Source organism: Vibrio sp. V33_P6A3T137 (genome assembly GCF_009904835.1).
GTDB lineage: Bacteria > Pseudomonadota > Gammaproteobacteria > Enterobacterales > Vibrionaceae > Vibrio > Vibrio metschnikovii.
Genome location: NZ_WXWK01000131.1, coordinates 1 through 21839, shown reverse-complemented (window position 1 = coordinate 21839; position 21839 = coordinate 1). Strand labels below are relative to the sequence as shown.

At 44.1% G+C, this 21839-nt stretch carries 21 protein-coding genes; 18 read left to right on the top strand and 3 right to left on the bottom strand.

Annotated elements, in window-relative coordinates; translation table 11 throughout:
- Positions 1-152: 152 nt before the first annotated feature.
- From mnmG to glmU, 14 genes are all read left to right on the top strand, one after another.
- On the top strand, positions 153-2048 hold the full coding sequence (mnmG, locus tag CAG60_RS12575) for a tRNA uridine-5-carboxymethylaminomethyl(34) synthesis enzyme MnmG (RefSeq protein ID WP_158137553.1): 1896 nt from the start codon (positions 153-155) through the stop codon (positions 2046-2048).
- The gene (gene rsmG, locus CAG60_RS12570; protein ID WP_154169703.1) at positions 2048-2680 is read left to right on the top strand and encodes a 16S rRNA (guanine(527)-N(7))-methyltransferase RsmG; all 633 of its coding nucleotides are present in this window, start codon (positions 2048-2050) and stop codon (positions 2678-2680) included. The genes mnmG and rsmG overlap by 1 nt, the downstream gene beginning before the upstream one ends.
- A gap of 14 nt (positions 2681-2694) precedes the next feature.
- Positions 2695-3468 (top strand): ParA family protein, encoded by a 774-nt coding sequence (locus CAG60_RS12565; protein ID WP_004397540.1) that lies wholly within the window; start codon positions 2695-2697, stop codon positions 3466-3468.
- A 22-nt stretch (positions 3469-3490) separates the two neighbouring features.
- Positions 3491-4384: a ParB/RepB/Spo0J family partition protein gene (locus CAG60_RS12560; protein WP_158137551.1), complete on the top strand. Its 894-nt coding sequence runs from the start codon at positions 3491-3493 to the stop codon at positions 4382-4384.
- A gap of 158 nt (positions 4385-4542) precedes the next feature.
- Positions 4543-4947 carry an ATP synthase subunit I gene (locus CAG60_RS12555; RefSeq protein ID WP_161425460.1) on the top strand — a complete coding sequence of 135 codons (405 nt, stop codon included), beginning with the start codon at positions 4543-4545 and terminating at the stop codon, positions 4945-4947.
- Positions 4940-5764 carry a F0F1 ATP synthase subunit A gene (gene atpB, locus CAG60_RS12550; protein ID WP_161425459.1) on the top strand — a complete coding sequence of 275 codons (825 nt, stop codon included), beginning with the start codon at positions 4940-4942 and terminating at the stop codon, positions 5762-5764. Before CAG60_RS12555 ends, atpB begins: the two co-directional genes overlap by 8 nt.
- Positions 5765-5791: 27 nt before the next feature.
- Positions 5792-6022, top strand: a complete 231-nt coding sequence (gene atpE, locus CAG60_RS12545) for a F0F1 ATP synthase subunit C (protein WP_443084099.1) — start codon at positions 5792-5794, stop codon at positions 6020-6022.
- A 70-nt stretch (positions 6023-6092) separates the two neighbouring features.
- Positions 6093-6563 (top strand): F0F1 ATP synthase subunit B, encoded by a 471-nt coding sequence (atpF, locus tag CAG60_RS12540; RefSeq protein WP_161425458.1) that lies wholly within the window; start codon positions 6093-6095, stop codon positions 6561-6563.
- 14 nt (positions 6564-6577) lie between these two features.
- On the top strand, positions 6578-7108 hold the full coding sequence (locus tag CAG60_RS12535) for a F0F1 ATP synthase subunit delta (RefSeq protein ID WP_161425457.1): 531 nt from the start codon (positions 6578-6580) through the stop codon (positions 7106-7108).
- 17 nt (positions 7109-7125) lie between these two features.
- The gene (gene atpA / locus CAG60_RS12530) at positions 7126-8667 is read left to right on the top strand and encodes a F0F1 ATP synthase subunit alpha (RefSeq protein ID WP_161425456.1); all 1542 of its coding nucleotides are present in this window, start codon (positions 7126-7128) and stop codon (positions 8665-8667) included.
- Positions 8668-8701: 34 nt separating this feature from the next.
- Positions 8702-9568, top strand: coding sequence for a F0F1 ATP synthase subunit gamma (atpG, locus tag CAG60_RS12525; protein ID WP_161425455.1), 867 nt, complete (start codon positions 8702-8704; stop codon positions 9566-9568).
- Between the two features lie 31 nt (positions 9569-9599).
- The gene (gene atpD / locus CAG60_RS12520; protein WP_154169713.1) at positions 9600-11003 is read left to right on the top strand and encodes a F0F1 ATP synthase subunit beta; all 1404 of its coding nucleotides are present in this window, start codon (positions 9600-9602) and stop codon (positions 11001-11003) included.
- Positions 11004-11027: 24 nt separating this feature from the next.
- The gene (locus CAG60_RS12515) at positions 11028-11453 is read left to right on the top strand and encodes a F0F1 ATP synthase subunit epsilon (RefSeq protein ID WP_040905769.1); all 426 of its coding nucleotides are present in this window, start codon (positions 11028-11030) and stop codon (positions 11451-11453) included.
- Between the two features lie 146 nt (positions 11454-11599).
- Positions 11600-12958, top strand: coding sequence for a bifunctional UDP-N-acetylglucosamine diphosphorylase/glucosamine-1-phosphate N-acetyltransferase GlmU (gene glmU / locus CAG60_RS12510; RefSeq protein WP_158137550.1), 1359 nt, complete (start codon positions 11600-11602; stop codon positions 12956-12958).
- Positions 12959-13024: 66 nt separating this feature from the next.
- Here glmU and punC read toward each other — a convergent pair whose 3' ends face one another.
- Positions 13025-14227, bottom strand: coding sequence for a purine nucleoside transporter PunC (gene punC, locus CAG60_RS12505; protein ID WP_154169717.1), 1203 nt, complete (start codon positions 14225-14227; stop codon positions 13025-13027).
- Between the two features lie 155 nt (positions 14228-14382).
- Here punC and punR point away from each other — a divergent pair, with 155 nt between their 5' ends.
- Positions 14383-15291, top strand: coding sequence for a DNA-binding transcriptional activator PunR (gene punR, locus CAG60_RS12500; protein ID WP_154169719.1), 909 nt, complete (start codon positions 14383-14385; stop codon positions 15289-15291).
- Positions 15292-15340: 49 nt separating this feature from the next.
- Here the strand turns inward: punR and fadA are convergent, their stop codons facing one another.
- Positions 15341-16504: an acetyl-CoA C-acyltransferase FadA gene (gene fadA, locus CAG60_RS12495; protein WP_154169721.1), complete on the bottom strand. Its 1164-nt coding sequence runs from the start codon at positions 16502-16504 to the stop codon at positions 15341-15343.
- A gap of 27 nt (positions 16505-16531) precedes the next feature.
- The gene (fadB, locus tag CAG60_RS12490; protein ID WP_161439059.1) at positions 16532-18703 is read right to left on the bottom strand and encodes a fatty acid oxidation complex subunit alpha FadB; all 2172 of its coding nucleotides are present in this window, start codon (positions 18701-18703) and stop codon (positions 16532-16534) included.
- A 219-nt stretch (positions 18704-18922) separates the two neighbouring features.
- On the opposite strand from fadB, the gene CAG60_RS12485 reads away from it, so the two are divergent.
- The 3 genes from CAG60_RS12485 to hemG are packed head-to-tail and all read left to right on the top strand — an operon-like array spanning position 18923 to position 21568.
- Complete coding sequence (locus tag CAG60_RS12485) at positions 18923-19546, top strand: YigZ family protein (protein WP_161439058.1); 624 nt, start codon at positions 18923-18925, stop codon at positions 19544-19546.
- Positions 19547-19576: 30 nt separating this feature from the next.
- Positions 19577-21034, top strand: coding sequence for a TrkH family potassium uptake protein (locus CAG60_RS12480; protein WP_004397523.1), 1458 nt, complete (start codon positions 19577-19579; stop codon positions 21032-21034).
- Positions 21035-21055: 21 nt separating this feature from the next.
- Positions 21056-21568: a menaquinone-dependent protoporphyrinogen IX dehydrogenase gene (gene hemG, locus CAG60_RS12475; RefSeq protein WP_154170722.1), complete on the top strand. Its 513-nt coding sequence runs from the start codon at positions 21056-21058 to the stop codon at positions 21566-21568.
- Positions 21569-21839: the final 271 nt, after the last annotated feature.

The window sequence follows — 21839 nt, the reverse complement described above, 5'->3', positions numbered from 1 at the left end:
ATCTAATAAAAGATCTCTCTATAGATCTTTCTTTATATTATTAAATAACGCGTGAAGTAAAAAACTCGAAAAGCGATTTTCTCTGCTTAGGAAAGAAGGTAGAATACGTCTCTTTTGTTTATCCCTATCTCAATAAATACCTGAGGTCGTTCATGCTTTATCACGAAACATTTGACGTCATTGTGGTTGGTGGCGGTCACGCAGGAACGGAAGCCGCACTCGCAGCCGCTCGTACAGGACAGCGTACGTTACTTCTGACTCATAATATCGATACTTTAGGCCAGATGTCCTGCAATCCCGCGATCGGCGGAATTGGTAAAGGCCATTTAGTCAAAGAAGTGGATGCGATGGGTGGTTTAATGGCACAAGCCATTGACCATGCAGGTATTCAATTTAGAACTTTAAATGCTTCTAAAGGTCCAGCGGTTCGTGCGACTCGAGCTCAGGCAGATCGTGCGCTTTATAAAGCTTATGTTCGTCATGCATTAGAAAATACGCCGAATTTAACCCTGTTTCAGCAAGCAGCCGACGACTTGATCGTTGAACAAGATCATGTGCGTGGTGTTGTCACGCAAATGGGCCTTAAGTTTCACGCTAAATCGGTGGTATTGACGGTAGGGACTTTCCTTGGTGGCAAGATCCACATAGGATTAGAAAACTTTTCAGGCGGTCGAGCTGGGGATCCTCCTTCGATCGCTTTGGCTCATCGTTTACGTGAACTGCCATTCCGTGTCGATCGTTTAAAAACGGGTACTCCGCCACGAATTGATGCACGTAGTGTTGATTTCTCCCAGCTAGAAGCACAACACGGCGATAATCCAACGCCAGTTTTTTCATTCATGGGCAAGCGTGAGCAACATCCACGTCAAATTCCTTGTTTTATTACCCACACCAATGAAAAAACCCATGATGTGATTCGTAATAACTTGGATCGTAGCCCGATGTATGCCGGAGTTATCGAAGGGATTGGTCCGCGTTATTGCCCATCCATTGAAGATAAAGTGATGCGCTTTGCAGATAAGAACAGCCACCAAATTTTTATTGAGCCTGAAGGACTAACAACAACCGAGCTTTACCCTAATGGTATCTCGACCAGTTTGCCGTTTGATGTCCAAGTACAAATTGTGCGCTCGATGCAGGGCTTCGAAAATGCGCATATTGTTCGACCTGGTTATGCGATTGAATATGACTTCTTTGACCCAAGAGATCTAAAACAGACTTACGAGACCAAGTTTATTAACGGCTTGTTCTTTGCTGGGCAAATCAATGGTACCACCGGCTATGAAGAAGCGGCCGCTCAAGGCTTGATGGCAGGTTTGAATGCCAGCTTGTATAGCCAAGATAAAGAAGGTTGGAGCCCGCGCCGCGATCAAGCTTATATGGGCGTATTGATCGATGATCTTTCAACCATGGGCACCAAAGAACCTTATCGTATGTTCACTTCTCGCGCTGAATACCGTTTGTTGCTGCGCGAAGATAACGCCGATCTCCGTCTCACAGAAAAAGCTTATCAACTGGGTTTAGTTTGTGAACAACGTTGGGCTCGTTTTAATCAAAAAGTCGAGCATATGCAGCAAGAACGCCAGCGTTTAAAAGAAACCTGGATTAATCCAACGTCTACAGATGCTGAGGCGTTGAACGCATTATTGAAAACCCCTATTTCGCGAGAAGCCAATGGGGAAGATTTGTTGCGTCGTCCAGAAATGAGCTATCAACAGGTGACGTCTATCGCGACGTTTTCTCCAGCGATTGAAGATAGTGAAGCGGCGGAACAAGTTGAGATTCAAGTTAAATACGAAGGTTATATTCAGCGTCAGCGAGATGAAATAGAAAAATCATTGCGCTATGAGCATACCAAATTGCCAGCAGATTTAGATTATAAGCAAGTCAAAGGCTTATCGAATGAAGTTGTACTTAAATTAAACGCGGCGAAGCCAGAAACATTAGGGATTGCATCGCGTATATCAGGGATAACTCCTGCCGCTATCTCGATTTTATTAGTACACCTGAAAAAGCAAGGTCTCTTGAAAAAAGGAGAGGCTGCGTAATGAACCCATTACGAAGTAAACTCGATGCATTGATTGCACAAACGGATTTGGTCGTTTCCGATCAGCAGCGTGAGCAACTGGTCGGTTACGTAGAGTTACTCAATAAGTGGAATAAAGCGTATAATCTAACTTCTGTACGCGATCCACAGGAAATGTTGGTTAAGCATATTCTCGATAGTATTGTGGTCAGCCCCTATTTACAGGGGCAACGCTTTATTGATGTAGGTACGGGGCCTGGATTGCCGGGGATTCCTTTGGCGATCATGAACCCAGATAGACAGTTTGTGTTACTCGATAGCTTAGGCAAGCGGATCCGATTTATTAAGCAAGTTTTGCATGAGCTGAGAATCGATAATGTCACCGCACTGCAAAGTCGAGTAGAAGAGTTTAAGCCAGAGCACGGTTTTGATGGCGTACTCAGTCGTGCCTTTGCTTCCATGTTAGATATGGTAGAGTGGTGTCATCACTTACCTTGTGCTAAACAGGGGGTGTTTTTAGCCTTAAAGGGGCAACGTCCGCAAGAAGAGCTAAACTCTCTTCCTGAATGGTGCAGTGTGATCGACATCAAAGCTTTGAAAGTTCCGGAGTTGGAAGGTGAGCGTCATCTTGTAATCTTATCGCGCAAGGGATAATAGCGAGGCATACCGTGGGCAAAATCGTAGCGATCGCCAACCAGAAAGGTGGCGTAGGTAAAACAACAACGTGCATTAATTTAGCGGCTTCAATGGCGGCCACAAAACGTAAAGTTTTGGTGGTTGATCTTGACCCGCAAGGCAACGCAACGATGGCCAGTGGCGTGGATAAATACCAAGTCGATGCCACCGCTTATGAATTACTTGTCGAAGAAGCACCATTTGAACAAGTGGTGTGTAGAAAAACGTCGGGTTACTATGATTTGATTGCCGCGAATGGCGATGTCACCGCGGCCGAAATTAAGCTGATGGAAGTGTTTGCTCGAGAAGTACGTTTGAAAAATGCGTTGGCATTAGTTCGCGATAACTATGATTTCATCTTTATTGATTGCCCCCCTTCTTTAAACCTACTTACAATCAATGCGATGGCTGCCGCCGATTCGGTGTTGGTGCCCATGCAGTGTGAGTATTTTGCGTTAGAAGGGTTAACGGCTTTGATGGACACCATCAGTAAACTTGCCGCCGTCGTCAATGAGAATCTAAAGATCGAAGGATTATTACGAACCATGTATGATCCACGCAATCGACTCGCAAATGAAGTGTCTGATCAGCTGAAAAAACATTTTGGCAATAAAGTGTATCGCACGGTTATTCCACGTAACGTTCGGCTCGCTGAAGCCCCAAGTCATGGTAAACCAGCCATGTATTATGATAAGCATTCCGCGGGTTCTAAAGCTTACCTCGCTTTAGCGGGCGAAATGCTGCGTCGCGAAGAAATCCCTGCATAATACCGAAAAGGAACGCTCTGAGATGTCGAAACGTGGTTTAGGAAAAGGCTTAGATGCTTTACTGGCAACCAGCTCTATGGCGAGGGAAAAGCAACAAACCGCTTCACACAGCCAAGCGATGTCAACCGATGGTGAGTTAATCGAGTTATCGATTACTAGCCTGAAACCAGGCATTTATCAGCCTCGTAAGGATATGTCATCAGAAGCACTGGAAGAGCTTGCTCTTTCTATTCAGTCACAAGGTATTATTCAACCCATCGTGGTTAGGCCGCTTGAGTTTGGTGGTTTTGAGATCATCGCGGGTGAGCGCCGTTGGCGTGCCGCTAAGCAGGCGGGTTTAAAACAAGTGCCTTGCTTGATCAAGCGGGTCGATGATCGTGCCGCGATCGCGATGGCGTTGATCGAAAATATCCAGCGTGAAGATCTGAATGCGATCGAAGAAGCTCAGGCACTAGAACGATTACAAGATGAATTTAAGTTAACCCATCAGCAAGTGGCGGATGTGATCGGCAAATCGCGCACCACAGTAAGTAACTTACTGCGTTTAAATCAGTTGGATGATGCCGTTAAGCGTCTCGTTGAAAGTAAACAACTGGAAATGGGTCATGCTCGTAGCCTACTGGTTTTACCTGTAGATCAACAGCAGCCTTGTGCACAAGTAATGGTCGACAAGCAACTAACGGTACGTCAGGCTGAATCTTTAGTTAAACGTTGGTCTAGTGAGGCTCCTGCGGCTCCTGTTTCACCAGTCTTGGCTACGGAGGTTGAGCAGCAGTTATCTGCACTGGCTGAGCGATTACAAAAAAAGATGGCGGTAAAGTTACAAGTCAATGGCAAAGGACGTTTAACCATTGATTTTACAAATCAAGAACAATTGATCGAGCTATTGAAACAATTAGATACGATTGCATCATAAAAATCGGTCATAGAATATATTTTCTGCGGCTTGGCTCACCCGCTTTCAGTTGAGTTTTTACGATACCTATATATAATTTCGAAGCTTTTTTCACCGAGTTGCAATGTTTTATTAACGTACTGTAACTTGGCGAATAATACAGAAAACAGGTGCTTTTGATGTTTATAGCAACACAGAGTCAGCAAGCTAAGGCGGCATTTCGAGTTGTTCACCTTCAGCTGGTTTTTTTGTTGCTGATCGGGGGCGTGACGTATATGTACTGGGGACCCGATGAAGCGCGTTTTATCTTAAAAGGTGGAGCGATTGCCCTCATCGGTAACTATGTCTATACACTGTTTGCCTTTCTCCCAAAACCAGATGCTGACGGTACGGTTATGCTCGGGTTTATTATGATGGGGTGGGCTTTAAAGCTGGTGTTAACCGTAATCATGTTTGTGCTGATTTTTAATCTCACTGATGTGCATCACCCTGGTGCTATGATGTCAGGTTATAAACTGACAATATTGGTCTTCTGGTTTGCACCTTTACTACTTACCGCAAAAAATGGGAACCACCATGGCTGATACTCCGAAGGAATATATTCAGCACCACCTCACAAGCGCTCAAGTTTGTTTGGTTGATGGCAACATCACCACAAACTATGGCTGTGCGGATGCTGGGTTTTGGACGTTAAACTGGGATGCATTATTGGTTTCAGTGGGTCTAGGCGTGCTGTTTTTGTGGTTGTTTTATCGTGTTGGGAAAAATGCAACCACGGGAGTTCCTGGTAAATGGCAATGCTTTGTTGAAATGCTCATTGAGCAAGTTGACGGCTTAGTCAAAGGAACTTTTCATGGCAAGGATAAGTTGGTCGCACCATTGGCATTAACCATTTTCGTCTGGATATTCCTGATGAATTTGATGGATTTAATACCAGTGGATTATGTCCCTACAGCAATGACATTGGCAGGTGTTGATTATTTTAAAGTTCTCCCTACGGTTAACTTGAATATCACCTTGGCGATGGCTATTGGGGTCATGATATTGGTAATTGCTTACTACATCAAATACCAAGGATTTAAGGGGTTTGTTAAGGCATTTACCCTACATCCAATTAACCATTGGGCGTTGATTCCTTTCAACTTAGTTCTTGAGACGGTGTCTTTTTTGGCAAAACCGGTATCCCTTTCGCTACGTCTGTACGGTAACATGTACGCAGGTGAGCTGATCTTTGTTTTGATCGCAATCACTTACGGTGCTGGTTTCGTACTTGGTGGCTTAGGCGTTGTCGCGCATGTCATTTGGGCCATCTTCCATATTTTGGTTATTACTCTGCAAGCCTTTATTTTTATGATGTTGACGATAGTTTATCTCAGCATGGCAAGTAATGACTCTCATTAAACTCTTAATTTAAACAACCCAAGAAAACTGGAGACTTTTATTATGGAAACTTATTTCGTTGTTGCTCTACTACTAGGCATGTGTGCTTTAGCTACCGGTATTGGTTTTGCTATCCTCGGTGGTAAATTCCTTGAATCGGTTGCTCGTCAACCAGAGATGGCCCCTGTACTACAAACTAACATGTTTATTATTGCTGGTCTGCTTGATGCGGTACCTATGATTGGTGTTGGTATCTCTATGTACATGTTGTTTGCATAACTAGTCCTTTTTGTGTCACCCAAACGCACAGATGATTGGGTAAACAGAAGCAAAATAAAGGAGAGTTAGTGTGAATATCAATGCAACTCTGTTGGGCCAAACTATAGCGTTTTTACTCTTTGTTTGGTTCTGCATGAAGTATGTATGGCCTCCTTTGATGAGTGCCATAGAAGAGCGTCAGAAAACGATCGCTGACGGTTTAGCTTCTGCTGAGCGTGCTGATAAAGCCCTTAATCTGGCTAAAAGCAATGCTGCAGACCAGCTTAAAATTGCTAAAAAAGAAGCGCTAGTCATTATTGAGCAGGCAAATAAACGCAAAGCTCAAATTTTAGACGAAGCTCGTCAAGAGGCAGCGCACGAGCGTGAGCATATCTTGGCTCAAGGCCAAGCAGAACTAGAAGCGCAAATTTTGCGTGCTCGTAATGAGCTGCAAAAAGAAGTGTCTACTCTTGCTTTACTTGCTGCTGAGAAGATTGTTCAACGAACTGTCGATAAGGCAGCTAACCAAGACATACTTGATAGTATTTCTGCGAAGCTATAAAGGAGTGCATTTGTATGTCGGATTTGACAACGATTGCTCGTCCATACGCTAAGGCTGCATTCAGTTACGCCAGTGAACACAGTATGGTTGAACAGTGGTCAGCTATGCTTAAATTGGCAAAAACAATGTCGTTGGTGCCTGAATTATCATCGGCCGCTTTTAGTTTACAATCACAACAATTGTTGCAGGTGTATGCTGATGTAGCGGGTGAGCAGTTTGATCAACCCATGCTGAATTTTTTATTGGTGTTGATGGAAAATCGTCGCATAGCGGCGCTCGGTGATATATGTCAGCAGTTTCAAAAGTTAGCTACTGAATCTTCTGGTACTAAGGAAGTTGAGGTAGTGAGCTCTTATCAGTTAAGCGATGAACAGGTTGAAACTTTAACCAGTAACTTAGAAAAACGCTATGACTGTAAAGTAAAGCTGAATTGCCAAATTGACAGCAATCTTATTGGCGGAGCCGTTATTCGAGTAGAGGATAATATCCTTGATAGCTCGTTACTGGGTCGTATTAATCGTCTGAAAGACGTGATGAAGTCTTAATTAGGGGAATTGGAGCAATGCAACTTAATTCCACGGAAATCAGCGAAATCATCAGAAAGCGAATTGAAGGTTTCAACGTTATTTCTGATGCTCGTAATGAAGGTACTATCGTATCAGTAAGCGATGGTATCATCCGTATTCACGGCCTAGCGGACGTGATGCAAGGTGAAATGATTGAACTGCCGGGCGGCAATTTTGCTCTCGCACTTAACCTCGAACGTGATTCGGTAGGTGCTGTTGTCATGGGCCCTTACACTGATCTCAGTGAGGGTATGAAAGTGACCAGTACTGGGCGTATTCTTGAAGTCCCAGTGGGCCCTGAGCTTTTGGGTCGAGTGGTGAACACATTAGGTGTGCCAATTGATGGTAAAGGTCCGATTGACGCAAAATTAACTTCTCCAGTAGAAGTGATTGCCCCTGGGGTTATTGATCGTAAATCGGTCGATCAGCCTGTACAAACGGGTTATAAATCTGTTGATGCGATGATTCCTATCGGTCGAGGTCAGCGTGAGCTGATTATCGGTGACCGTCAGACGGGTAAAACCGCTTTGGCGATTGATGCGATCATTAACCAGAAAGATTCAGGTATCTATTCTATCTACGTAGCGATTGGCCAAAAAGCGTCAACCATTGCTAACGTTGTACGTAAACTGGAAGAGCATGGTGCATTGAAAAACACCATCGTTGTGGTTGCTTCTGCTTCTGAATCAGCAGCACTACAATATCTAGCGCCTTATTCTGGCTGTGCCATGGGTGAATACTTCCGTGACCGTGGTGAAGATGCACTGATTGTTTATGATGATTTATCAAAGCAAGCGGTGGCGTATCGTCAAATCTCGCTATTGTTGCGTCGTCCACCGGGTCGTGAAGCTTTCCCTGGTGACGTTTTTTACCTCCACTCTCGTCTCTTAGAGCGTGCGGCTCGTGTGAGTGAAGTGTATGTAGAACGTTTCACTAACGGTGAAGTGAAAGGTAAAACCGGTTCTTTAACGGCATTACCGATCATTGAAACCCAAGCCGGTGACGTTTCTGCTTTCGTACCAACCAACGTGATTTCGATTACCGATGGTCAGATCTTCCTACAAACTGAGTTATTTAATGCTGGGGTTCGTCCTGCGGTTGATCCAGGTATCTCTGTTTCTCGGGTAGGTGGTGCTGCACAGACAAAAATCATCAAAAAGCTCTCTGGTGGTATCCGTACTGCTCTGGCGGCTTATCGCGAACTTGCAGCATTTGCTCAGTTTGCTTCTGATCTGGATGAGGCGACGAAACGTCAGCTGAACCATGGTCAAAAAGTGACTGAATTGATGAAGCAAAAGCAATATGCACCAATGTCAGTTTTTGATCAGGCGTTGGTTATTTTTGCTGCTGAGCGCGGTTACTTAAGCGATGTCGAATTGAATAAAGTGTTGGATTTTGAATCGGCACTACTGTCGTATGCTCATTCTCAATATGCCGATTTAAAAACGGAAATTGACAAGACGGGTGCTTACAACGATGAAATTGAAGCTAAGTTGAAAAAGTTAGTGGAAGATTTTAAAGCAACTCAGACTTGGTAATTACAAGCCACATTGTAATTAACGGAGAGTAACGATGGCCAATACAAAAGAGATTCGCAGTAAGATTGGGAGTGTCAAAAGCACTCAAAAAATTACTAAAGCAATGGAAATGGTTGCGGCTTCTAAAATGCGTCGAACTCAAGATGCGATGGAAGGGCCTCGTCCATATTCAAAAACAATTCGTAAAGTCATTGGTCATTTAGCAAACGGTACTTTGGAGTTTAAACATCCTTACTTAGAGGAACGTGAAGCTAAACGTGTTGGGTATATCGTCGTATCCACCGATCGCGGTTTGTGTGGTGGTTTAAACATTAATATGTTTAAAAAAGCTATCGCGCATATGAATGAATATTCTAGCCGTGGCAGTGCGATTGAAATCGCGATGATTGGAAGTAAAGGTAGTTCTTATTTCCGAGGCATAGGGGCAAAAATTGTCGCTCAGAAAACCGGTATTGGTGATGAGCCACAATTAGATGATTTGATCGGTACTATCAGTGTTATGTTGACCAAGTACAAAGAAGGTGAAATCGATCGTTTGTTTCTTGTGTACAACGAGTTTGTTAACTCGATGACTCAACAGCCAAAGACAGAACAATTATTACCTTTGCCAAAAGCACAAGAAGATGATTTAGATCGCAAGCATGCTTGGAGTTACATGTTTGAGTCTGATCAGAACAAACTACTGAATACCTTGATGACTCGACATGTAGAATCACAAGTATATCAATCTGTAGTGGAAAACTTGGCGTGTGAAATGTCTGCCCGAATGGTTGCGATGAGAGCAGCATCGGATAACGCAGGTAATCTGATTGATGATTTACAACTGGTGTATAACAAGGCTCGCCAAGCAGCCATCACCCAAGAATTGTCAGAGATTGTTAGCGGCGCAGCAGCGGTTTAACAAAGGTAATTAACAGACTAGAGGATTAACGATGGCTACAGGTAAGATCGTACAGATCATCGGTGCGGTAGTCGACGTAGAGTTTCCACAGAGCTCAGTGCCTAGCGTTTATGATGCACTTAACGTTCAAGACTCAAAAGAGCGTCTTGTTCTTGAGGTTCAACAACAGTTAGGCGGTGGTATCATTCGCTGTATTGTAATGGGCAGCTCAGATGGTTTACGTCGTGGAATGACAGTTGAAAATACTGGCGGTCCAATATCAGTACCAGTAGGGGTTAAAACCCTTGGTCGTATCATGAACGTACTCGGTGATGCGATTGACGAGCGCGGAGAAATTGGTGCAGAAGAGACTTACTCTATTCACCGTTTAGCGCCAAGTTATGAAGAGCAATCTAACTCGACAGAGCTACTTGAAACTGGTGTAAAAGTAATTGATTTGATTTGTCCGTTTGCTAAAGGCGGTAAAATCGGTCTCTTTGGTGGTGCTGGTGTAGGTAAGACCGTTAACATGATGGAGCTTATCAATAACATCGCACTACAACACTCAGGTCTTTCTGTATTTGCTGGGGTGGGAGAGCGTACTCGTGAGGGTAACGACTTCTACCACGAAATGCAGGAAGCGGGTGTTGTTAACATCGAAAAGCCAGAAGAATCAAAAGTAGCGATGGTTTATGGCCAGATGAACGAGCCACCAGGTAACCGTCTACGTGTTGCTTTGACTGGCTTGACCATGGCGGAGAAATTCCGTGATGAAGGTCGTGACGTATTGCTGTTTATCGATAACATTTATCGTTATACCCTGGCGGGAACAGAAGTGTCGGCACTGCTTGGTCGTATGCCTTCTGCGGTAGGTTATCAACCAACGCTTGCTGAAGAGATGGGTGTACTGCAAGAGCGTATCACGTCAACGAAGACGGGTTCTATCACTTCAGTACAAGCGGTTTATGTACCTGCGGATGACTTAACTGACCCGTCACCAGCGACGACGTTTGCTCACTTGGATGCAACGGTAGTACTTAACCGTAACATCGCGGCAATGGGTCTTTACCCTGCGATTGACCCGCTTGATTCAACGTCTCGTCAGTTGGATCCATTGGTGGTTGGCCAAGAGCATTACGATGTCGCTCGTGGTGTTCAGTCAACGCTACAGCGCTATAAAGAACTTAAAGATATCATTGCTATTTTGGGTATGGACGAGTTGTCTGAATCTGATAAGCAAGTGGTTGCTCGCGCGCGTAAGATTGAGCGTTTCTTAACTCAGCCTTATCACGTAGCGGAAGTCTTTACTGGTGACCCAGGTGTTTACGTATCGCTGAAAGAGACGTTGCGTGGCTTTAAAGGTTTATTAGCTGGCGATTATGATGACATTCCAGAGCAAGCGTTCATGTACTGCGGTACGATTGACGATGCACTTGAGAATGCCAAGAAGCTATAACGCTCAAATCTCCAAGGAGGCTTTATGACAGCATCAGTAACCTTTAACTTAGATGTAGTCAGTGCTGAAAAGCGGATTTTTTCCGGTTGGGCGCGGTCTATTCAAGTCTCGGGTGAAAGCGGAGATTTAGGCGTTTTAGCAGGACACGTCCCTTTACTGACTTACATCAGACCGGGGATGGTGCGTATTGTAACCATAAAAGGTAAAGAAGAAATTATTTACCTTTCTGGTGGCATACTCGAAGTTCAACCGAATGATGTAACGATTTTAGCAGATACTGCGATTCGTGCTGAAGAGCTTGATGAAGCAAAAGCGGCTGAAGCGAAACGCTCAGCAGAAGAGTTGCTAAATGACAATCATGGTGATGTGAACTTTGCGCAGGCATCGAGTGAACTGGCTAAAGCGATTGCTCAGTTACGAGTCATTGATCTAATAAGAAAGCGTCGCTGATCTCTTTTCAGTACGTAATCATAAAAGGCGACCTTCTGGTCGCCTTTTTGTTGGTTTTTTATCAAAAACTTGCACTAGAAAATTAACACGTCTCGTGTTACCCGCTAAAATGCGAGCCATATTTTATATAACGTCATAGGTATCCGATGAAATTTAGCGCTGTGATCCTTGCCGCAGGCAAAGGCACCCGTATGCACTCCCATATTCCTAAAGTGCTGCACACTTTGGCAGGAAAGCCCATGGTCAAACATGTGATTAGCACCTGCCATAATCTTGGAGCACATAATATCCATTTGGTGTATGGGCATGGTGGAGAGCAAATGCAACACGTTCTGGCCGAGGAGCCCGTTAACTGGGTTTTGCAAGCAGAGCAACTCGGCACTGGACACGCGGTGGATCAGGCGTCGGATCAGTTTAGAGACGATGAAAAAATCTTGGTTTTGTATGGTGATGTTCCATTGATCTCTGAGCAGACCATAGAAAGTTTACTTGAAGCTCAACCAACAGGTGGTATTGCGCTGTTGACGGTGGTTCTCGATAACCCAACGGGCTATGGACGTATTGTCCGTAAGAACGGCCCAGTGGTGGCGATTGTTGAGCAGAAAGATGCCAGTGAAGAGCAAAAACAAATTAAAGAGATCAACACGGGTGTTATGGTTGCCACGGGTGGAGATTTAAAACGCTGGTTAAAAGGGCTTAATAAGAATAACGCTCAGGGTGAGTATTATTTAACGGATGTGATTGCCGCTGCTCATGATGAAGGGCGGGCGGTTGAAGCGGTACATCCAGTCAGTTCAATTGAAGTGGAAGGTGTCAATGATCGCATTCAACTTGCTCGTTTAGAGCGTGCTTTCCAAGCTCGCCAAGCTAATAAGTTGCTTGAGCAAGGCGTGATGTTGCGCGATCCTGCACGATTTGATCTGCGCGGTGAGTTGCAATGTGGGGTTGATGTCGAAATTGACGTTAATGTCGTGATCGAAGGTCAGGTATCGATAGGCAATAACGTTGTGATTGGTGCCGGTTCAATCCTTATTGATTGTGAGATTGATGATAATACAGTAATTCGTCCCTATAGCATTATTGAAGGTGCAACGGTCGGTGAAGATTGTACCGTCGGTCCATTCAGCCGTTTACGCCCCGGCGCTGAACTGCGTGATGATGCCCATGTCGGTAACTTTGTCGAGATGAAAAATGCTCGCTTGGGTGAAGGCTCAAAGGCCAATCATCTTACTTACCTAGGGGATGCCGAGGTTGGGCAGCGGGTTAATATTGGGGCAGGAGTAATTACTTGTAATTACGATGGGGCTAATAAACATAAAACGATTATTGGCAATGACGTATTTATCGGTTCAGATAGCCAATTGATTGCACCGGTTACGATAGCGGATGGAGCAACGGTTGGTGCGGGAACCACGCTGACTAAGCCTGTGGCCGCTGGTGAGTTAGTGATTACTCGCGCTAAAGAAAAGAAAATTTCTGGGTGGTCACGGCCTGTGAAAAAATAAACCGTGTTCTAAACACCATCGCCCGCATCATGCGGGCGATGGTGTTTTTGCACTTCGTTTACGTCGCTATTTATCGCGCACAACGCGAGAGTTATCCGGTGTGGTAAACTGTTGGCTTAAGTGTCGGTTAGCAATGATGTATCCGACCCAAAGACCAAACATACAAATAATAATTGCGACGCCAGTAACCACTTGAGCTTGACTTGCTAATGTAGCGACTAAAGCGCTAGCTAAACTTGCGGCACAAATTTGCAGGCTATTTTGCATACCCGCGGCAGTGGCTGGGCTATGTTTTGCGCTCGATAGTGCACGATTAACCACTATTGGGTAAAGTGCACCATTCGCTACAGCGATCAAACAGAAAGGCGCTAAGATTGGCCAAATAGAGGTGAGTGTCCACTGCGATGCAACAAATATCAGTACCGATGATAAGGTAAATAGGGCGAGTAGTTGCTTAAGGACTTTCTCATCCCCATATTTGTTGACCGATTTTTTACCAATATAACCCCCAACCATGAACGCGATGGTTTGTGGGATAAAGCTCATCCCAATGTCTTTGGCTTCATAACCTAGCTGTGCCATGATTTCTGGCATTCCGGTTAGATAGGCAAAAAAAGCCGCAGAAGCACAAGCAAACATCATCACATTACCGATATAAGCCCGACTTTGGAAAAGATATTTGATATCTTCGGCAATCGATGTTGTTTTCGGATCACCTTTGACGTTGTCTTGTAAACCCGTACAGATAACCAGAGCAACCCCCATCAGAGTGAGCGTAAAGAAAATACTATGCCAGCCGAAGGTATTGGCGAGCAGCACTCCCAATTGTGGTGCCAGCGCAGGGGATAATGCGACTAGTGGCATTATCGTTGCAAAAAGTTGTTGGCTAACTTGACTCGGGTAACGCTTAATCACCATCGCTTGCCAAATAACCGCTGGTGCACAAACCCCAATCGCTTGGACAAAACGTAAACTCAGCAATTGCCATACTTCTTCGCTATAAGCTAAGCCGCAAGAAGCAATGGTAAAAATCACCAGTCCGACAATTAAGGTATTACGATGTCCAAACTTATCGGAGGCTAAGCCCCATAAAAGTTGGCCTATCGCCATCCCCATTAAAAATACCGTCAAAGACAGCGCGATCTGCTCTGGACCTGTCGCAAAATCATGTTCCATGATTTTAAAGGCAGGTAAATACATATCGGTAGCAATAAAGCCGAGCATCGATAGCGCTGATAAGTAAAACAGTTGTAAAGGTGAGACTTTCATTTTTATTCCTATCAAAAAAATTAATTCATTTTTTCTTGTTGTTTGCTATTGATAGCTATGTTCTCTATGGTTATTTATTGTATTGATTATTTTGTATTAAATGAAACGCGAAATTTATTGGTTATCGTTCAAAAAAATTGATTGGTGGGTTGGCTATGTTCTCTAAATCATCTCTGGAAATGCTTGATACCGTTGCCAGATTAGGCAGTTTTACTGCGGCAGCAGAGGTCTTGCATAAAGTTCCCTCGGCGATCAGCTATGGGGTTCGTCAAGTCGAAACGGAGTTGGGGGTGATTTTATTTCGTCGTTTACCGCGAAAAGTGGAATTAACCAGTGCTGGTGAGCTTTTTATGGTCGAAGCTCGCCATTTATTGCGGCAAATGGAGGAGATCAAATCACAAACCAGAAGAGCAGCACACGGATGGCAAAAAACCCTTAAATTGACGCTAGATAATGTCGTCAAGCTTGATTGCATCAAACCTATGGTTGAGAACTTTTATCAAACGTTTGAATTTGCCGAGCTACAAATCAATATGGAAGTGTTTAATGGATCGTGGGAGGCGATTTCTCAAGGCCGGGCAGATATTGTGATTGGGGCGACCTCCGCAATACCTGTTGGTGGGGATTTTGAAGTGCGCGATATGGGATTATTAGATTGGGTGTTTGTGCTATCCCCAGATCATCCTTGTGCAGATGTCGATATGTTAACTGAAGAACTGGTGAGCCAATATCCTGCGATTTGTTTGGATGATACTTCCAGTCTATTACCTAAGCGTCATACAGGGCATTATCCAAAGCAGCGACGTCTTTTACTACCCAATTGGTATAGTGCGAAGGAGTGTTTAAAAAAAGGATTAGGGGTAGGTTTTATGCCCAGTCATATGGCTCAACCTTTGCTGTCTTCTGGTCAGTTAATTGCTAAAGATCTCCCTGATAATAAGCCATTAAGTCAATGTTGCTTAGTGTGGCGTAAAGATGAGAACCATCAATTAATTGAATGGATGGTAGATTATTTAGGTGATAGTGAGCAGTTACATCGCGATTGGTTAAAAACTGACGCTTAAAAAAGAAGAGCCAGTGATTAAACTGGCTCTTCAAACATAAATCAACGTGTTATGGACGTTCAAAAATCGTTGCTATACCTTGACCTAGGCCAATACACATCGTAGCCAGACCATATTTAGCATCCTTCTCTTCCATGAGGTTGATCAATGTCGTCGAAATACGGGTTCCTGAACAGCCTAAAGGATGGCCTAAAGCAATCGCACCACCGTTTAAGTTGACTTTCTCATCGACTAAATCCATCAAACCAAGATCTTTTGCACAAGGCAGAGATTGAGCGGCAAAGGCTTCATTTAACTCGACGAGATCGATATCAGCCATTGTTAGCCCAGCGCGTTGCAGCGCTTTTTTGGTCGCGGGTACTGGTCCATAACCCATAATCGATGGGTCGCAACCGGCAATCGCCATTGATTTGACTTTAGCGCGAATGGTCAGTCCTAAGGCTTTAGCTTTGGCTTCACTCATGATCAGCATAGCCGATGCGCCATCAGAAAGAGCAGATGAAGAGCCAGCAGTCACAGTTCCATTGGCGGGATCAAAAACTGGACGTAGTTCTGCTAAACCTTCAACCGTCGTTTCTGGGCGGATGACTTCATCATAATCTAGCGTAAATAAGGTTCCATCTGCGCTATGACCTTCGGTCGGTAAAATCTCATTTTTAAAACGGCCTTCGACGGTTGCGGCTTGAGCGCGTTGATGAGAACGAGCCGCGAAAGCATCTTGTTGCTCACGGCTTATGCCATGCAGCTTGCCAAGCATTTCTGCGGTTAAGCCCATCATACCGGCGGCTTTGGCTACGTTCTTTGATAAACCAGGATGGAAGTCAACACCATGATTCATCGGTACATGACCCATATGCTCAACACCACCGACCAAGCAGATCTCCGCATCACCAACCATAATTGCTCGTGCTGCGTCGTGTAAAGCTTGCATCGATGAACCGCATAAACGGTTGACGGTAACCGCGCCAATATCTATCGGTAGGCCAGCAAGTAAGGCGGCATTACGAGCGACATTAAACCCTTGTTCTAAGGTTTGTTGTACACAGCCCCAATAAATGTCTTCGATCTCTTGCGGATTGACTTGTGGGTTACGAGCCAATATTCCCTTCATCAGATGAGCCGAGAGATCTTCAGCGCGCTGGTGGCGAAATGCTCCGCCTTTCGAACGTCCCATTGGCGTACGAAGGCAATCAACAATCACTACAGTATTCATTTTGTTATTCCTTTTCCAAATCACTGTTTATAAAGAAGCCGGAGCAGGGATGGGGTAAAAGCGCTGCCCTTTTTCTGCCATATCCAGTAACAGTTGTGGTAGGTGATACATCGCGCCTAAATGCTGATGCTGTCTGGCCATCGTAATGTATTGCTCTAAGCCGATGGTATCGAGGTAGCGGAAAACCCCACCACGGAATGGAGGGAATCCTAAACCGTAGACCAAGGCCATATCGGCTTCTTGAGGAGAAGCAATAATTCCCTCTTCTAGACATAGCACGACTTCGTTGATCATCGGAATCATCATTCGTTCAATGATCGTTTGAGCTTCAAAAGGCTGTGGGTTGGCACAGACGTCAGCAAGAAGAGGTAAAATTTCATCCGAGAAGTTTTTCTTCGGTTTGCCTTTTTTATCTATCGAATAGCGATAGAAGCCATGACCATTTTTTTGGCCATATTTATTGGCTTCATAAAGAACATCGATCGCATCGCGGCCTTGTTTACCCATTCGTTCAGGAAAACCTTCTGCCATGACCGCTTGTGCGTGATGGGCGGTATCAAGACCAACCACGTCGAGTAAATACGCGGGTCCCATTGGCCAGCCAAACTGACGTTCCATAACTTTATCGATTTGGGTGAAATCAGCACCATCACGTAATAGCAAGCTGAAACCACCGAAGTAAGGGAACAGAACACGGTTAACGAAAAAGCCCGGACAATCATTAACGACAATTGGCGATTTACCCATTTTGGCCGCATAAGCGACAACGCGATTAATGGTATCGTCAGAGGTTTTCTCGCCACGAATGATCTCAACTAATGGCATACGATGCACAGGATTAAAAAAGTGCATACCACAGAAGTTTTCTGGGCGTTTCAGTGATTTGGCGAGCAAATTAATCGGAATAGTTGACGTATTGGACGTAATGATCGTGTTATCCGAAACTTGGCTTTCAACTTCACTCAATACCGCTGCTTTAACTTTAGGATTTTCGACTACTGCTTCAACAATCACATCGGCCTGTTCTATACCCGCATAATGTAAGCTTGGGGTGATGGAAGCAAGAATGCCCGCCATTTTGAAGCCATCAATTTTACCGCGTTCTAGTTGCTTATTGAGTAGTTTAGAAGCCTCGGTCATGCCTAGGTCGAGTGAAGGCTGAGCGATATCTTTCATCAAGACTGGCACACCTTTACTGGCAGATTGGTAAGCGATACCGCCTCCCATAATGCCGGCGCCCAATACAGCTGCACGTTGGGTGTCTTGGCTGGCTGATTTAGCCGATTGTTTCGCTAATCCTTTAATGTGTTGATCATTTAAAAAGAGACCCACTAACGCTTGAGCTTCGGTTGATTTCGCCAATTTGATGAAGTGCTGACGTTCAATATCCAGTGCTTCATCGCGTGAGCTACGCGCGGCTTGTTCAATGGTGACTACTGCGGTCATTGGCGCGGGATAATGTTTACCAGCGACTTGAGCAACAACACCTTTTGCCATGGTAAAGCTCATCATGCTTTCCATTTTGCTTAAGGTTAACGGTGACGTTTTTTGTTGGCGTCGTCCTACCCAGTCAATTTTCTCATTAATCGCTTGAGTGATGGTATTGAGTGCGGATTCAAGTAGCTTATCGCTGTCGACAATCGCATCAAGTAAGCCTAACTTAAGCGCTTCCTCAGCTCGGCAGGCTTTACCTTGAGTGATGATTTCCATTGCGCTGTCGGCGCCAATTAAGCGAGGTAGACGGACGGTTCCACCAAATCCGGGCATGATCCCGAGCTTAGTTTCTGGTAGTCCAATACTGGTTGTCTTATCGCCGATTCTAAAGTCAGTAGCAAGTACACACTCACAGCCACCACCTAAAGTGAAACCTGTTAAGGCAGATAAGGTTGGGACTGGTAGGTCTTCTAATTTGTTAAAGATAGTGTTAGCAAACACTAACCACTGATCAAGCTCAGCATCAGGCATCGCAAATAAACCTAAAAACTCAGTAATATCAGCACCGACGATAAAAGCAGGTTTATTTGAAGTCAGGATCAGTCCTTTTAATCCAGAGTGCTGGTGTAAAGCATCTAGAGCTTCATTAAGTGCGGTAAGGGTTGCTAGATCAAGTTTATTGACGGATTCAGGAGAGCAAAAGTTCAGCTCTGCGATACCATCTTGCAATTCCTTTACCTGTAGGGTTTTGGCTTGGTAAATCATTGTCTATCTCCGTGACATACAATCCGGCGATTGCGTGTGAGAGTGTTGTGGTATTAATGTTCTGGTTTGACCAGTTTTTTCAGTTTGAACGGGAGATAGATTAATTTCAATACATTTTTTAAACAAGTGTTTAACATTGTGCGCTTGTTACCAATCCGAGCCGACTTTTGTTACGTTCGTGATACACTAAGTCACCTTTTTACGATCGACTATTGAGTTATGAACGTTCAGTCTTATCCTATTCCAGCAGAGGCCTGCTTGTTTGAGGAAGAGATAAAAAAAAGCCGCTTTCTCACTTATCTTACTCATACCTCTGGAGTTGAAGAAGCTAAGGCATTTATTGCTTCTATTAAGCAACAGCATCCCGATTCGCGACATCATTGCTCAGCATTTATCGCAGGACGGCCTGAAAACTCAACGTTATGGGGCTTTAGTGATGATGGTGAACCTTCTGGTACGGCGGGTAAGCCGATGCTTGCACAATTATCAGGTTCTGGAATTGGAGAAATTACCGCTGTCGTCACACGTTATTATGGTGGTATTTTGCTTGGTACAGGAGGGTTAGTAAAAGCCTACGGTGGCGGGGTACAGCAAGCGCTTAAGCAGCTTCAAATAAATGAGAAAAAAATCACCACAAAAGTATTGCTAACGTTAGACTACAGTTTTATTGCCTTAGCTCAATCGATCATGAATGAGTATGAAGCCAAACAGGTTGAAGCTCAGTACCATGATAATGTGCAGATTATCATGGAGTTACCTTGGGGTAACCTGAATGATTTTACACAAAATATTATTAACAAGAGTGGTGCTAAAATTCTTGTTACTCACATAGAACATACTTAGGAAGTCAGAAGCAGAGCTTCGTCATTTTTTATGCAATTTCGTTCAATTATTCGAATCGTCGGGCTATTGCTCGCTTTGTTTAGTGTGTCTATGCTGATACCTGCTTCTGTTGCCTTAATCTATGGTGATGGTGCCGGGGTGCCTTTTGTCTCTACTTTTTTCGTGCTTTTTATTTTAGGGAGCTTGCTATGGCTGCCTAATCGCCACCATCGCCATGAGTTAAAAGCACGAGATGGATTTTTGATTGTTGTTTTATTCTGGACCGTTATTGGTAGTGCTGGAGCACTGCCGTTTTTATTAGCGGACAACCCAAATGTGTCTGTAACCGATGCCTTTTTTGAATCGTTCTCTGCCTTAACGACCACGGGAGCAACGGTGATTGTTGGCCTTGACGATTTGCCTAAAGCGATTCTTTTTTATCGTCAGTTTTTACAATGGTTTGGTGGAATGGGGATCATCGTTCTCGCTGTGGCTATCTTACCAGTGTTGGGGATTGGGGGAATGCAGCTCTATCGTGCAGAAATTCCTGGCCCAGTTAAAGACAATAAAGTTACCCCCCGAATAGCTGAAACGGCGAAAGCCTTATGGTATATCTATTTAAGCCTAACTATTGCTTGCGCGGCAGCGTATTGGTTTGCTGGTATGACGCTGTTTGATGCAATATGTCATAGCTTCTCAACCATTGCGATTGGTGGTTTTTCAACCCATGATGCGAGTATCGGATACTTTGACAGTTATGCGATTAATCTGATCACCGTAATTTTCTTACTCATTTCTGCTTGTAACTTTACTCTTCACTATGCCGCCTTTGCTACAGGAGGCGTTCATCCTAAATATTATTGGGCTGATAGGGAGTTTCGAGCTTTTATCCTGATCCAAGTGATTTTATTTATCATCTGTTTTCTGGTCATTCTTAAGCATCATAGTTATGACTCGCTATACCATGCTTTTGATCAAACGCTGTTTCAAACGGTTTCTATATCCACTACCGCTGGCTTTACGACGACGGGTTTTTCTGAGTGGCCGCTCTTTTTACCGGTTTTATTATTATTTTCTTCTTTTATCGGTGGCTGCGCTGGTTCGACAGGCGGCGGGATGAAAGTGATCCGAGTGTTCTTATTAACATTACAAGGTGCACGTGAAATGAAGCGTTTGGTGCACCCAAGGGCTATTTATCCGATCAAGTTAGGTGATAGCGCTCTACCACAACGGGTTGTTGATGCCGTTTGGGGTTTTTTTTCTGCGTACGCTTTAGTATTTGTGGTCTGTATGTTGGCGTTAATCTTTACTGGAATCGATGAATTAACCGCCTTTTCTGCGGTAGCCGCGACGTTAAATAATCTTGGTCCAGGACTTGGCGAGGTTGCGTCTCATTTTGCGGATATTAACGATGCGGCTAAATGGATTCTGATCGTATCTATGCTATTTGGTCGACTAGAGATATTCACATTACTTATTTTACTCACGCCTACTTTTTGGCGTAGCTAAGGGGATTTCGTGAAAATATTGATGTTATATTCGTCCCGTGAAGGACAAACTAAGAAAATCATCCAGTTTATCGCTAATAAGCTTGTTGGTAGTCAATGTGAGATTCAGGACTTACAACACTACACTGCAGAAGACTTATCAACTTACGATAAAGTTCTTATTGGCGCATCCATTCGTTATGGTCGATTGAATCCTCAGCTTTATTCATTCATAGCAGCGAACCAGAGTTATTTACAGCAAAACAAGTGCGCTTTTTTTTGCGTTAATCTTACGGCTCGCAAAGAACAACAAGGTAAAGATACTCCTGAAGGGAGTGTTTATATTCAAACCTTCTTAAAAAAATCGCCTTGGAAGCCGAGTTTGATCGGTGTTTTTGCTGGTGCTTTATATTATCCGCGTTATGGTCTGTTCGATAAGATGATGATTCGCTTTATTATGAGTTTAACTGGTGGAGAAACGGATACTACGAAAGAGGTGGAGTACACAAATTGGCAAAAGGTGACTAATTTCGCTAATCAGTTTAATCAGATGTAACGAAATATGGTTGGTTTTGTTCTGTTTGCTTTGTTTTTGTACGCTTGTTTATTGATTGGCAAAAAAGTTCAAAAAAGTGCTTGCCAATGTGATGTTGATCTCTATAATGCCGCCTCGCTGACAAGGTAAAGCTTAAATTATTAAGCCAGTCAGTAAGTTGTTTTAAAAAGGTTTTTACCTTGAAAAGATAAATGAAAAAAGTGTTTGACACGAAAGTTTATCTCGCTAAAATAGCTGCCTCTTCCGAGTTGACTAAGTTAACCAGGAAGCG

Excerpts from the sequence above, each read along its gene's own strand:
- mnmG (WP_158137553.1), top strand. The coding sequence starts at position 153 with ATGCTTTATCACGAAACATTTGACGTCATTGTGGTTGGTGGCGGTCAC.
- rsmG (WP_154169703.1), top strand. The coding sequence starts at position 2,048 with ATGAACCCATTACGAAGTAAACTCGATGCATTGATTGCACAAACGGAT.
- CAG60_RS12560 (WP_158137551.1), top strand. The coding sequence starts at position 3,491 with ATGTCGAAACGTGGTTTAGGAAAAGGCTTAGATGCTTTACTGGCAACC.
- CAG60_RS12555 (WP_161425460.1), top strand. The coding sequence starts at position 4,543 with ATGTTTATAGCAACACAGAGTCAGCAAGCTAAGGCGGCATTTCGAGTT.
- atpB (WP_161425459.1), top strand. The coding sequence starts at position 4,940 with ATGGCTGATACTCCGAAGGAATATATTCAGCACCACCTCACAAGCGCT.
- CAG60_RS12535 (WP_161425457.1), top strand. The coding sequence starts at position 6,578 with ATGTCGGATTTGACAACGATTGCTCGTCCATACGCTAAGGCTGCATTC.
- atpA (WP_161425456.1), top strand. The coding sequence starts at position 7,126 with ATGCAACTTAATTCCACGGAAATCAGCGAAATCATCAGAAAGCGAATT.
- atpG (WP_161425455.1), top strand. The coding sequence starts at position 8,702 with ATGGCCAATACAAAAGAGATTCGCAGTAAGATTGGGAGTGTCAAAAGC.
- atpD (WP_154169713.1), top strand. The coding sequence starts at position 9,600 with ATGGCTACAGGTAAGATCGTACAGATCATCGGTGCGGTAGTCGACGTA.
- CAG60_RS12515 (WP_040905769.1), top strand. The coding sequence starts at position 11,028 with ATGACAGCATCAGTAACCTTTAACTTAGATGTAGTCAGTGCTGAAAAG.
- glmU (WP_158137550.1), top strand. The coding sequence starts at position 11,600 with ATGAAATTTAGCGCTGTGATCCTTGCCGCAGGCAAAGGCACCCGTATG.
- punC (WP_154169717.1), bottom strand. The coding sequence starts at position 14,227 with ATGAAAGTCTCACCTTTACAACTGTTTTACTTATCAGCGCTATCGATG.
- punR (WP_154169719.1), top strand. The coding sequence starts at position 14,383 with ATGTTCTCTAAATCATCTCTGGAAATGCTTGATACCGTTGCCAGATTA.
- fadA (WP_154169721.1), bottom strand. The coding sequence starts at position 16,504 with ATGAATACTGTAGTGATTGTTGATTGCCTTCGTACGCCAATGGGACGT.
- fadB (WP_161439059.1), bottom strand. The coding sequence starts at position 18,703 with ATGATTTACCAAGCCAAAACCCTACAGGTAAAGGAATTGCAAGATGGT.
- CAG60_RS12485 (WP_161439058.1), top strand. The coding sequence starts at position 18,923 with ATGAACGTTCAGTCTTATCCTATTCCAGCAGAGGCCTGCTTGTTTGAG.
- CAG60_RS12480 (WP_004397523.1), top strand. The coding sequence starts at position 19,577 with ATGCAATTTCGTTCAATTATTCGAATCGTCGGGCTATTGCTCGCTTTG.
- hemG (WP_154170722.1), top strand. The coding sequence starts at position 21,056 with ATGTTATATTCGTCCCGTGAAGGACAAACTAAGAAAATCATCCAGTTT.